Here is a 12,801-nt window from a genome sequence, read left to right as displayed (position 1 = left end):
TAAATATCATTCTTTTCTATTAAGTAGTATGCTTTCATCGGTTTTTCTTTCTTTAAGCTTTCGAGTTTTTCTTTCTATAATCCTCTAAATAAATATTTATGCATTTTTATTATTTATATTGCAAATTTATACTTTTTGTTTTATAATACTAACTTATAATAATTATTTTAAGGGGGAATATGAAATGACAAAAAAATTCAATGCTTACATAATACTAGTAGCAATTATAATTTTAACCTTCACATCCTTATCAGGATGTAGAAATTCTAAAAATATTTCAAAAGAAACTGAAAATAAATCATCAATCGAAAAAATTAAGGATTCTGGCAAGATAGTTATTGGAACTTGTGCAGACTATCCTCCTTATGAATTTCACAAACAGATACATGGCAAAGATGAAATCGTAGGATTTGATATTGAAATTGCTAAAGAAATTGCTAAAGATTTAGATGTGGAACTTGAAATAAAAGATATGGATTTTAAGGGATTGTTGGGATCTCTGCAAACTGGTAATGTGGATTTTATAATAGCAGGTATGACTCCAACTACCGAAAGAGCTAAGAGTGTTGATTTCACTAAAAAATATTATGAAGCTGATCAAGGATTTTTGATTAGAACTGAAGATAAGGAAAAATACAAGTCAATTGAAGAATTAAAAGGAATGAAAGTTGGTGCTCAAAAAGGAACAATTCAAGAAGAAGTAGCACTAAATAAAATCGAAAATGCACAGCTTAAATCTTTAGGTAAAATCACAGATTTAGTATTGGAATTGAAAAACAAAAAGATAGAAGGAATAGTTTTAGTAAAACCTGTTGCTGAAGCCTATGTCAATGCAAATCCCGACTTATGCCTTTCATACATATCTTTTGGGAAAGAAGATGGAGTGGCAATAGCTGTTAAAAAAGGAAACAAAGAACTTGTAGATACTATGAACAAGACCATTGATAGATTAGTTGAAAATAAGTTTCTAGACAATTTCATAAAGAATGCAACAATGCTTTCAGAAGAGTAGGAGGGAATATTTTGAATTTTAGTTTCTTGAAAGATTATTACGGATTTTTTTTAGAAGGAACAAAGATAACTTTGTTTTTGTCCCTATTCACTATAATTTTTGGAATAATTTTTGGAATGATTTTTGCTTTAATGAGGATATCACACAATGTGGTTTTAAAATCTATAGCCTCTATTTATATAGAATTTATAAGAGGAACTCCTGTATTAGTTCAGTTATGTATAGTTTATTATGGTCTTCCTATTTTAGGTATAAATTTTCCTGAAATCATGGCAGGAATCATAGCTTTGTCCATAAATAGCAGTGCCTATGTAGCTGAAATAATAAGAGCTGGTATTCAAGCTGTAGATAAAGGACAAATGGAAGCTGCCAAATCCTTGGGTTTGACATATTCAATGGCAATGAAAAACATCATACTTCCACAGGCTATAAAAAATATATTACCTGCTCTTGGAAATGAATTTATAACAATCATTAAAGAATCTTCCATAGTTTCAATCATCGGAATACATGAACTAATGTACAATACTGATACAGTAAGAGGAAATACATTTAAACCTTTTGAACCTTTGATTATATCTGCAACGATATATTTCATACTTACTTTTTCACTATCTAAAATTCTAAGTGTCTTTGAAAGGAGATTGAGGACAAGTGATTGATGTTGTTAACTTGCATAAAAAATTTAAAAATCTTCATGTACTAAAAGGCATAAATTTGCAAGTAAAAAAAGGAGAAGTAGTTGTTATAATTGGACCAAGTGGATCGGGAAAAAGCACTCTTCTAAGATGTTTAAACAGGCTAGAAGAACCCACAAGTGGCGAAATATTCTTTAAAGATCTTTCAATTACAAATAATAAAAATGACATAAATAAAATAAGACAAGGGATGGGAATGGTCTTCCAAAATTTTAATTTGTTTCCCCATATAACAGTAATAGATAATATCACCCTTGCTCCTATAAAACTAAAGAAATTAAAAAAAGAAGACGCTGAAAGCATCGCATTTGAGTTACTTAATCAAGTGGGATTACAAGATAAAACATCTAGTTATCCAACCGAACTTTCTGGAGGCCAAAAACAAAGAGTTGCAATAGCTAGAGCTCTAGCTATGTCCCCAGACTTAATATTGTTTGACGAACCTACTTCAGCACTTGATCCAGAAATGGTCGGAGAAGTTTTAGAAGTCATAAAACAACTTGCAGCTGAAGGAATGACGATGATTATAGTTACTCATGAAATGAGTTTTGCCAAACAAGTTGCAGATAGAATTGTATTCATGGATGAAGGTATTGTCCTTGAAGAAGGAACCCCAGAAATATTTTTTAAAAATCCTCAAAATCAAAGGGCCCAAGACTTTCTCAAGAGAGTCTTATGTTAAAATAGAAAAAGCTCCTTGCGGAGCTTTTCTACTTATATATTTCTAGTTTCTCTTCTCAACCATTCTTTTTCTTCTCCTTCTAGATATGGAGATAATCTTTTGTAAACTTCTTCATGATAGTTATTTAACCATTGTTTTTCACTTTCATTTAATAGTTCTACATCTACCCCTTCCAAATCTATTGGACAATAAGATATAGTTTCAAATTTCATAAATTGACCTGAATCTGTTTCAATGTCTTTTTTAACTACTACGTCATTTTCAATTCTTATACCATGTTTCCCTTCTTTATATACACCTGGTTCTATAGTTACAACCATTCCTTCTTCCAATCTAACTGTATTTGGTGCTGGTGAAATTCTATGTGGCCCTTCATGAACATTTAAGAAATATCCTACTCCATGACCTGTACCACATTTGTAGTCAAGACCTTCTTGCCACAATGGAAATCTTGAAAGCACATCTAAATTTGAACCTGTTGCTCCATATAGGAATCTAGCCTTTATTAGATTTATATGGCCTTTCAATGTCAAAGTAAAGTCTTTCTTTTCTTCTTCTGAAATAGGACCTAATACTATAGTTCTTGTTATATCTGTAGTTCCATCTAAATATTGTCCACCTGAATCAATTAGAAGCATTCCTTCTTTTTCAAGACTATAATCAGATTCTTTTGTAGCACTATAGTGCATCATAGCAGCATGCTCTTTGTATCCAGCTATGGTATCAAAACTAGGTTCCACAAAATCTTTTTGTTCTCTTCTGAAATCCTCCAATTTTTCAGTAACAGATATTTCTGACATTGGAATTTTGCCTATATTTTGGTCTAACCAATACAAAAATTTAACCAATGCCACTCCGTCTTTTATATAAGAATTCTTTAAATTTCCTATTTCTACTGAGTTTTTAACTGCTTTTAAATCTGTAGTGATATTTCTTCCTTCAACTATCTTGCAACTACTTGGTATGCCATTATATAACCATTTGTTTATTCTACTTGGATCTATAAACACTCTAGAATTTTCTTTTATATTTTCAGCATACTTTCTCACTTCATCATATTCAACTACTTCTATACCATTGTCATTTAAGTACTTTTCAACTTCTGTAGGAACTTTTGATTTATGAACAAATAGATAAGCTTTATCCATAGAAATAAGTCCATAAGAAGTAACTACTGGGTTGCACTCAACATCATTTCCTCTTATATTGTAGACCCAAGCTATATCATCTAAGCTCCCCAATACATAATAGGAAGCGTCTACTTTTTTCATTTTTTCTCTTACTTCATTTATCTTTTCCTTTGGATTCTTTCCTGTATACTTTACATCATAAATAAATATTTTATCCATTGGAAGCTCTGGTCTATCTCCCCATATTTCTCCTACAAGATCATAATCTTCAACTAATTTTATATTTTTGCTTGAAAGTTTATCTTCTATTTGTTTTACATCTGAAACTGGGAATACTTTTCCATCATATCCTAGACTAGAACCTTCAGTTGAATTTTCTTTAAGCCATTCCATGTAGGATGGAACTCCTGGGATACCCATTTTAAAAAGCTTTATTTCACTATCTTTGATTTGATTTGCTGCTTGTATAAAATATCTACCATCTGTCCACAATCCTGCTTCCTTCATTGTTATGACAACAGTCCCTGCTGAGCCTGTAAATCCAGATATCCAAACTCTTGTCTTCCAATGATCTCCTACATATTCACTTTGATGAGGGTCATAGGTCGGTATTATATAGGCATCTATCCCTCTTTCTTTCATTAAACTTCTTAGAGACGCTATTCTTTCATTTATGGTACTCATTTTTTTAACCCCCTTATATTTAGATTCTCAAAATAATTATATCACACTTTTTCTGTTTTTCTCTTCTAACTTTATAAAGAACATAGCAACAAGTATTCCACTGAATCCTGCTGCAAGTTTAGCAAATATAAAAGGTATTACCATGTCTTCAGAAACACCTGAAACAAACCCCAATTGGCCTCCAAAAGTAAAAGCACCACTTACTACAAAAGCCGAGTTTATTATCTTGCCTTTCCAATCCATGTTCCTTAAAATTCCAAGAGTTGGTACATTGTTGGCCAAAGAAGTTATAAGACCTAGTATAGAAATATCGTTTACCCCTAACTTATCACTTAAACTCGACAATCCTTTTGCCAATACCTTCGATAGAAAATAAATCAAAGGATAAGCTCCCGACAATATAACTGCTATTTTCCCCACTACTACAACTCCCTCTTCAAAAGGTATCATTCCAGGCACTATATTTATGCCAATTACAAATTCCAATATACTCAATATAAGTCCAACGATACTTATAAAAAATATTACTTTACCTATATTTATAAATAATTTCACGATTTTTTCTTTGATCTTTACAAGACATATAGCTATAACTACAGACAATACTACAATTGGAATTGTATTTATAAATATGTCTTTAATAGCTAATCCCATAGCTAGTCCACCTATAAAGCATCCAACAGGTATAGTAACTATTCCAGACAATACACCTTTTGCAAAATAATCAAAATCCTCCTCGGACAATATATTTGTAGCAACAGGTATAGTAAAAGATATAGTAGCTCCCATCATAGAAGCTAGAATGATTCCAGAAAACTTTGCCATTTCCTCATTGGCTGCAATCTCTACAGCTGCCGTATATCCTCCCATGTCACAAGCTAAAATACTGCCTATAAAAATAGAAGGATCTGCTCCTGTTGCCCTTGATAGAGGCAACAAAAAAGACAAAAAATAATGAGCTATGACAGGCGAAAGACAATATATACCTATCATAGTCATTGCAAGACTCCCCATGCCTTTAAAGCCTTCCTCAAACTTTATACCAAGTCCCAGCTTGTTCCCCAGCAATTTGTCTATAGCTCCTAATATTGAAAAAAATATTATTATATAAAATACAACTTGGCTCATAAAATACCTCTTTCTGTCCATAATAAATATTGCAATGATATTGTATCAGAAAGTAGATGATTTTGCTATACTTTTTATGAAACTCTATTTAGACAAAATGATTGCTCTTACATTTTTTTCTTTATCTAAAATAAGGCCTATTCTATCTCCAGCTTTCAAATCGGCAAAATCCAAATTCATCTTCTTGTCATTTCTCTCCAATATTATATTCACATCTTTTTTAACTTCTAGTTTAGAAGGTAATTCTATGCTATTATCATCTAAATACTGTTCTATTTCTAGTTTTCTAGATTGATAATCAATACTCATTATCATACCGTAGGCAAACACTTCTCCCTTTAAACTATTGCATTCAGGAAAATCCTTATAATTTCTTATAGTTATCTCATTTTCTTCTTTATTTAATATTCCTTCTCCTCCTAGAGCTTTTATCACATTTGAAACTGGAGCATAAAGTTTATTGTTATAATAAAAAGTTTCTCCATGTAAATTATATATTCCTCCTTGACCCTTTAAAACAATATCTTTAAAAGAAACATCTATTTTATTGTAATTATTTTGAGAAAAAACCATAGTGTACAATGCAAATATTAAATAAAAAAGCATTATAAAACAAAGAATCCTCTTTTTCATCCATATCCCTCCCAATAGAGAGTATGGACAAAAATAGAGGATTTAAACATGAATTTATTTTAAAACTTCTTTCAAAAATTGTCCAGTATATGAAGCATCCACTTTAGTTACTTCCTCTGGGGTTCCTGTTGCAACAATAGTTCCTCCTTCATCCCCGCCTTCTGGACCTAAATCTATAATATAATCTGCAGTCTTTATCACATCTAAATTGTGTTCAATGACTACTACTGAATTTCCGTTTTCCACCAATCTGTCTAGCACTTGAATGAGCTTGTGAATATCAGCCATATGAAGTCCTGTTGTAGGTTCATCTAGTATATAGAGGGTCTTTCCAGTACTTCTCTTGCTTAGTTCTGTGGCAAGTTTCACTCTTTGGGCCTCTCCTCCAGAAAGCTGTGTAGAAGGTTGACCAAGTTTTATATATCCTAGCCCTACATCATATAAAGTTTGAAGTTTTCTATTTATATTTGGGATATTTTCAAAAAACTCCAATGCCTCCTCCACAGTCATATCCAATACATCAGATATAGTTTTTCCCTTGTACTTGACTTGAAGAGTCTCTCTATTGTATCTTTTCCCTTTACATACTTCACATGGAACATATACATCAGGCAAAAAATGCATCTCTATTTTTATGATTCCATCTCCATTGCAGGCTTCACATCTTCCTCCCTTTACATTGAAGCTGAATCTGCCTTTGTTGTACCCTCTCATCTTTGCTTCTGTAGTCATGGCAAATACATCTCTTATATAGTCAAATACCCCTGTATAAGTAGCAGGATTAGATCTTGGAGTTCTTCCTATAGGAGACTGGTCTATTTCTATTACCTTGTCAAGATTTTTAAGGCCTTTTATTTTCTTATGTTTCCCTGGTTTTACCTTTGCTCCATTTAATTGTCCTGCAAGACTTTTATATAATATCTCATTTATAAGGGTACTTTTACCAGAGCCAGAAACTCCAGTGATACAAGTGAAAACCCCTAAAGGTATTTTTACATCAATATTTTTTAAATTGTTTTCATTAGCACCTATTATTTCAACCCATTTTCCATTAGGTTTTCTTCTATTTGCAGGTACTTCAATTTTCTTTCTTCCTGAAAGATATTGACCTGTAATGGATTCTTCTGATTTCTTTATATCTTCAACAGTTCCCTCAGCTACTATATATCCCCCATGTGTACCAGCTCCAGGACCTACATCCACGATATAATCTGCACTATACATAGTTTCTTCATCATGTTCTACAACAATAAGGGTATTCCCTAAATCCGTTAAATTTCTAAGAGTTTTAAGAAGTTTTGCATTATCTCTTTGATGAAGTCCAATACTAGGTTCATCAAGAACATATACTACTCCTACAAGGCTAGAACCTATCTGAGTTGCTAATCTTATTCTTTGAGATTCTCCTCCCGAAAGAGTACCAGCACTTCTAGAAAGGGTCAAATAATTTAGACCAACATCTTGCAAAAATTTAAGTCTCTCTACTATTTCTTTAAGTATCTGATGGGCTATAAGCTCTTGTCTTTCAGTGAGTTTCAAATTTTCAAAGAATTTTAGTGATTCTCTAATAGATAAATCCGTCACTTCTGCTATATTCAATCCATTTATCCTAACTGCTAAAACTTCTTCTTTAAGTCTTTTCCCATGACAATGAGGGCATGGATTTTCAGCCATAAATTCATCTATTCTATCCCTCATGTAATCAGAATTAGTTTCTCTATATCTTCTCTCTAAATTTGGTATGATTCCTTCAAAAGTTCCCTTATAAGATCTAGGACCAGTAAAATGACTCTCAAAATTAAAACTTATAACTCTATCTGTACCATACAATAGTTCATCTAAAAATTCACTTGGTGCATCCTTTAAAGGCGCATCCATACTGAAACTATGAATTTCTCCCAAGGTTTTAAATATTTGATAATAATAAGTATTTTCTCCCGAATTGCTATATGGAGCAAGACCACCTTCATTTATACTCAAAGAAGGATTGGGGATGACAAGATCTTTATCTATTTTTTTGTAATACCCTATGCCATTGCAAGTTGGGCACATTCCAAAAGGGCTGTTAAAAGAAAACATCCTTGGAGAAAGTTCTTCAATGACTACTCCACAATCAGGGCAAGCCAATTTTTGACTAAACAACATCTTATCTCCATCTATGATATCCACTATAACTAGTCCATCAGAAAGTTTAAGTGCTGTCTCTATAGAATCAGCAACTCTGCCTTCAATACCTTCCTTCACAACAATTCTATCAATGACTATCTCTATATTATGCTTTTTATTTTTTTCTAACGATATCTCATCAGTAATTTCATGCATTTCTCCATCTACTACTACTCTTATAAATCCTTCTTTTTTTATAGACTCTAATACCTTTTGATGTTCTCCTTTTTTCCCTCTAATTACAGGAGCAAGTATTTGAATCTTTGTCCTATCTTCCAATTCCATTATCTTGTCTACCATTTGATCTACTGTTTGACTGGTTATTTCTTTTCCACATTTATAGCAATAAGGTGTCCCAATTCTTGCAAAGAGAAGTCTCAAATAATCATAAATCTCCGTCACAGTTCCTACAGTAGATCTGGGATTTTTGCTTGTTGTCTTCTGATCTATAGATATGGCTGGAGAAAGCCCCTCAATATAATCCAAATCAGGCTTTTCCATCTGACCTAAAAACTGTCTTGCATAGGCAGAAAGACTTTCTACATATCTTCTTTGACCTTCTGCATAAATAGTATCAAAAGCCAAAGATGACTTTCCAGAACCGCTAAGCCCTGTTATGACTATGAATTCATCTCGTGGAAGTTCCAAATTCACATTTTTCAAATTATGTTCTCTTGCTCCTTTTATAATTATCTTATCTTTTGACATTTAATCACCCCTTCAACTAGAGCATCTTCTTTAACTCCATTATCTTGTCTCTTATTTCGGCAGCTCTTTCAAAATTTAAAGATTCTGCTTCTTTAAGCATTTCATCTTTAAGCCCTTCAATGATATTTTCTATTTCTTCTTTGGACATCTTCACATCTTCATATTTTTCATCTTCTTCTACAACTTTAGTAGCTTCAATCACATCTCTTACAGCCTTAACTATTGTCTTTGGTGTGATACTATGCTCTTTGTTGTACTCATCTTGAATTTTTCTTCTTCTATTGGTTTCATCTATGGCTTTTTTCATAGACCTTGTGATAGTATCTCCATACATGATTACTTTTCCAGAAGAATTTCTTGCAGTTCTCCCTATAGTTTGAATCAAAGAAGTCTCTGATCTTAAAAATCCCTCTTTATCTGCATCAAGTATTGCTACAAGTGAAACTTCTGGCAAATCAAGTCCTTCTCTCAAAAGATTTATTCCTACCAATACATCATACTTTCCAAGTCTCAAATCCCTTATGATTTCCATTCTTTCAATAGTATCTATATCCGAATGAAGATACGTGACCTTTATACCTATTTCTTTAAAATAGTTTGTAAGATCTTCTGACATTTTTTTAGTCAAAGTAGTCACAAGTACTCTTTCTTTTTTCTTTTCTCTCTTCCTTATTTCTGCAACTAAATCATCAATTTGATTTTCTGTAGGTCGTACTTCAATTTCTGGATCAAGTAGACCTGTAGGCCTTATGATTTGCTCTACTACACTTTCAGAATGTTCCAATTCATAGGGCCCTGGAGTTGCACTGACAAATACTATTTGATTTATATGTTCTTCAAATTCATTAAATTTCAAAGGTCTATTATCCAACGCTGATGGAAGTCTAAATCCATACTCTACAAGAGTAGTCTTTCTGGATTTGTCCCCTTCATACATACCCCTGATTTGGGGAATAGTCACATGAGATTCATCTACTATTATCAAAAAATCTTTTGGAAAATAATCAATAAGTGTATATGGTCTACTACCCTCTGACCTTCCACTTATATGTCTAGAGTAGTTTTCTATTCCTTGACAGTATCCCATTTCCTTGAGCATTTCAATATCATATCTAGTTCTCTGTTCTAATCTTTGAGCCTCCAAAAGCTTATCTTGACTTTTAAGTTCTCTCAACCTTTCTTCTAACTCTTCCTCAATTGTCACTATTGCCCTTTCAACTTTTTCTTCGGAAGTAGCAAAGTGAGAAGCAGGAAAAATAGAGACATGACTTCTAAGTCCTATAATTTCTCCTGTAAGATAATTTACTTCTACAATTCTGTCTATTTCATCCCCAAAAAATTCAACTCTAATGGTATTTTCACTAGATGAAGCTGGAAATATTTCCAGTACATCTCCTCGAACTCTAAAAGTTCCCCTTGTAAAATTGATATCATTTCTTACATATTGAATATCTACAAGTTTTCTTATGATTTCATCTCTATCCTTTATCATCCCTGGCCTTATGGAAATCACTAAATTTTCATAGTCAATAGGATCCCCTAATCCATATATACAAGACACACTAGAAACTATAATCACATCTTTTCTCTCAAAAAGAGCAGCTGTAGCAGAGTGTCTTAATTTATCTATTTCATCATTTATGGAGGCATCTTTTTCAATATAGGTATCTGTCTGAGGTACATAGGCTTCTGGTTGATAATAGTCATAGTAGCTGACAAAATACTCTACTGCACTGTCAGGAAAAAATTCTCTAAACTCACTGGCCAATTGATAAGCCAATGTCTTGTTATGAGCTATAACCAATGTAGGTTTTTGTGCATTTTCAATGATATTTGCCATAGTAAAAGTTTTCCCAGAACCCGTCACTCCTAAAAGAGTCTGATATTTTTCCCCATTTAATATTCCTTGAGAAAGTTTTTCTATAGCCTTTGGCTGATCACCAGTAGGTTTAAAGTCCGATTTTATCTTAAATTTATTCAAAACATTCACCTCTTTTGTTTGAACGTGCGTTCGTTCCTATTATTAAATTATAATCTATTTATCTTTAATGTCAAAGGGATTTTAAAATAATTCTCCCAATAAAAATTTCAATAAAAAAGGTAATTGAACTTCTTTGTTGAATAGTATAAACTATTAGAGAAGGAGGCGGCTTAAATGAAAAAAATACTTCTACTAATATTTATCACATTATTAATTTTATTACTAGTTTCATGTAACAACACTACTCACAAACTTGAATCTAGCGAGAAACTTGAAGAAAAACCCATTGGGTACAAAATAGAAAAAATTGTCTTATCTAAAGGATATCAGACAATAGAACCAAATGTAGAACTGAACACTAAAGATGGCAAAACCAAATTGCTAGCTTCTCTGGGCCTTGTAGAATGCTCTGGAGTCACCATAGATAAAATAACTAAATCAGACAATGAAATAAATATTTATACTAATAGACTGTTGGAAGATGATAAAACTCAACTTGTAATACCTCAAGCAAATATTGTTCTATATGATTTGGACAATGAAAGTTTGAAAAATTTTAAATTCAATATAATCAACCAAAATTATAAACCTATAGAATTGAAATTTGGAAAAACTCAAACTCTTAACAAAATATATTCTCATTTTAAAATATCACCAAACACTATACCAGAAGTAAATCTAGTTCGCAATAAAGACAGTTTTGTTTGGAATATTTCTTTCAACAATATCTTTGATAAAGAAAATTTAAAAGCACCATTGGTAAACTTATCTGTAAAAGCAGATGCCCTTACAGGAGAAATTCTGTCCTCTAACAGAAATATTGTTTCCGACTATATAGATGATGGGCTAATTATAGATTATGTACCTAAAAAATACTTGCTATACAAACAAGAGCATTCTAATGACTCAACAACTAGCAATGTACTTTGGCTCTACAATTTAGAGACTAAAGAAAAAGAAAAGATTTATGAAACAAATGATTCTATCTATTCAGCAATATTTAATCCAGATAACAATTATATCTCTTTGATTGAAAATGACGAAAATGAAACTGATATTTATTTAATAAATATGAAAGATAAAATAACAAATAAAATAACACCTATTGGATACAATCATACTTGGAATATAAGTTGGAAAGACAATTCCACACTATGTTTTATGGACAATAATGCAAAGGATAAATCCACAATGTTTTCATACAATATCAAAGACAACAGTTTAGAAAATATTTTTACTACTCCTAAAAATATATCTAATTTTGATATAAATGGTGATTTAATTGTATTCACAGAATTTGATGAAGGTGAGCTAAATCAAAACATTTATTTGACAAAAGACGGAACTACGCTAAAAAAATTAGATGAAGGATATAGTGCAAACTTCTTAAATGATGATAAAATACTTTATCTGAAAAATATTCATGATAAAAACGAAGATAACCTATATAGTTATGATTTAAAAGAGGCATTGGTACAAAAAGAAACAGATTTAAATGTCAAAAACTATGTAAAACTTAATTCGGAAAATTTGATTATAATTGCAAAGAACTCTTGCAACAATGATTATACCCTTGTGAAATACAATATTAAAGACAATTCATTTAAAGAATTTGCAAATATAACTGGTGACAAATTGTTTTACGATGAAGAATTAAATAAGGGATATATAAGTTTATCCCCTCCTATAGAAAATAGCAAAAGACATATTATATATTCTATAGATTTAAGCAAATTAAAATTGAACACAAATTAAGGGACTTATTTAAATAGTCCCTTTATTTTTATCCTTTTCAAAAGTCTTGACAATGGGCTCTTTACTTCCTCAACAACAAATGAGTAATCTGACTCTTTAGGAATAAACAATACATCTAAACTTTGTATACCCTCTCTATAGTCTTTATAATCTAAAGTAACTAATTTGCCCTTTTCATTAAGTACATCTATCCATATATATTTTGGTGAAAAATAAAGCGCATT

10 protein-coding genes are annotated in these 12,801 nt (G+C 31.6%); 4 read left to right on the top strand and 6 right to left on the bottom strand.

What is annotated here, in order from left to right; all coding sequences use genetic code 11:
• The first annotated feature begins 184 nt into the window (after positions 1-184).
• Genes BUA21_RS12965 through BUA21_RS12955 form a run of 3 tightly spaced genes read left to right on the top strand, consistent with a single transcriptional unit; the run spans position 185 to position 2,392 of the window.
• On the top strand, positions 185-1,012 hold the full coding sequence (locus tag BUA21_RS12965) for an ABC transporter substrate-binding protein (RefSeq protein ID WP_072745265.1): 828 nt from the start codon (positions 185-187) through the stop codon (positions 1,010-1,012).
• An 11-nt stretch (positions 1,013-1,023) separates the two neighbouring features.
• Positions 1,024-1,674, top strand: a complete 651-nt coding sequence (locus BUA21_RS12960; RefSeq protein WP_072745264.1) for an amino acid ABC transporter permease — start codon at positions 1,024-1,026, stop codon at positions 1,672-1,674.
• On the top strand, positions 1,667-2,392 hold the full coding sequence (locus BUA21_RS12955; protein WP_072745263.1) for an amino acid ABC transporter ATP-binding protein: 726 nt from the start codon (positions 1,667-1,669) through the stop codon (positions 2,390-2,392). The genes BUA21_RS12960 and BUA21_RS12955 overlap by 8 nt, the downstream gene beginning before the upstream one ends.
• Positions 2,393-2,424: 32 nt before the next feature.
• On the opposite strand, the gene BUA21_RS12950 is transcribed toward BUA21_RS12955, so the two are convergent.
• From BUA21_RS12950 to uvrB, 5 genes are all read right to left on the bottom strand, one after another.
• The gene (locus tag BUA21_RS12950; RefSeq protein WP_072745262.1) at positions 2,425-4,206 is read right to left on the bottom strand and encodes an aminopeptidase P family protein; all 1,782 of its coding nucleotides are present in this window, start codon (positions 4,204-4,206) and stop codon (positions 2,425-2,427) included.
• A gap of 36 nt (positions 4,207-4,242) precedes the next feature.
• Positions 4,243-5,334: an ethanolamine utilization protein EutH gene (eutH, locus tag BUA21_RS12945; RefSeq protein ID WP_072745261.1), complete on the bottom strand. Its 1,092-nt coding sequence runs from the start codon at positions 5,332-5,334 to the stop codon at positions 4,243-4,245.
• 84 nt (positions 5,335-5,418) lie between these two features.
• Positions 5,419-5,967 carry a hypothetical protein gene (locus BUA21_RS12940; protein ID WP_072745260.1) on the bottom strand — a complete coding sequence of 183 codons (549 nt, stop codon included), beginning with the start codon at positions 5,965-5,967 and terminating at the stop codon, positions 5,419-5,421.
• A 54-nt stretch (positions 5,968-6,021) separates the two neighbouring features.
• A complete protein-coding gene (gene uvrA / locus BUA21_RS12935; protein WP_072745259.1) occupies positions 6,022-8,841 on the bottom strand; it encodes an excinuclease ABC subunit UvrA in 2,820 nt (939 codons plus the stop codon).
• A 16-nt stretch (positions 8,842-8,857) separates the two neighbouring features.
• Positions 8,858-10,822 carry an excinuclease ABC subunit UvrB gene (gene uvrB / locus BUA21_RS12930; protein WP_072745258.1) on the bottom strand — a complete coding sequence of 655 codons (1,965 nt, stop codon included), beginning with the start codon at positions 10,820-10,822 and terminating at the stop codon, positions 8,858-8,860.
• 174 nt (positions 10,823-10,996) lie between these two features.
• On the opposite strand from uvrB, the gene BUA21_RS12925 reads away from it, so the two are divergent.
• Entirely contained in the window at positions 10,997-12,577 is a 1,581-nt protein-coding gene (locus BUA21_RS12925) for a TolB family protein (protein ID WP_072745257.1), read from the top strand.
• Between the two features lie 5 nt (positions 12,578-12,582).
• Here BUA21_RS12925 and BUA21_RS14775 read toward each other — a convergent pair.
• A partial coding sequence (locus tag BUA21_RS14775) for a hypothetical protein (protein ID WP_200796565.1) occupies positions 12,583-12,801 on the bottom strand: 219 nt, incomplete at its 5' end.

The organism is Sporanaerobacter acetigenes DSM 13106 (assembly GCF_900130025.1).
In the GTDB taxonomy this organism is placed as follows: Bacteria; Bacillota; Clostridia; order Tissierellales; family Sporanaerobacteraceae; genus Sporanaerobacter; species Sporanaerobacter acetigenes.
Note: the sequence above shows the minus strand (reverse complement) of the source record. Positions and strands in the feature narration are given on the sequence as shown.

Excerpts from the sequence above, each read along its gene's own strand:
- BUA21_RS12965 (WP_072745265.1), top strand. The coding sequence starts at position 185 with ATGACAAAAAAATTCAATGCTTACATAATACTAGTAGCAATTATAATT.
- BUA21_RS12950 (WP_072745262.1), bottom strand. The coding sequence starts at position 4,206 with ATGAGTACCATAAATGAAAGAATAGCGTCTCTAAGAAGTTTAATGAAA.
- eutH (WP_072745261.1), bottom strand. The coding sequence starts at position 5,334 with ATGAGCCAAGTTGTATTTTATATAATAATATTTTTTTCAATATTAGGA.
- BUA21_RS12940 (WP_072745260.1), bottom strand. The coding sequence starts at position 5,967 with ATGAAAAAGAGGATTCTTTGTTTTATAATGCTTTTTTATTTAATATTT.
- uvrA (WP_072745259.1), bottom strand. The coding sequence starts at position 8,841 with ATGTCAAAAGATAAGATAATTATAAAAGGAGCAAGAGAACATAATTTG.
- BUA21_RS12925 (WP_072745257.1), top strand. The coding sequence starts at position 10,997 with ATGAAAAAAATACTTCTACTAATATTTATCACATTATTAATTTTATTA.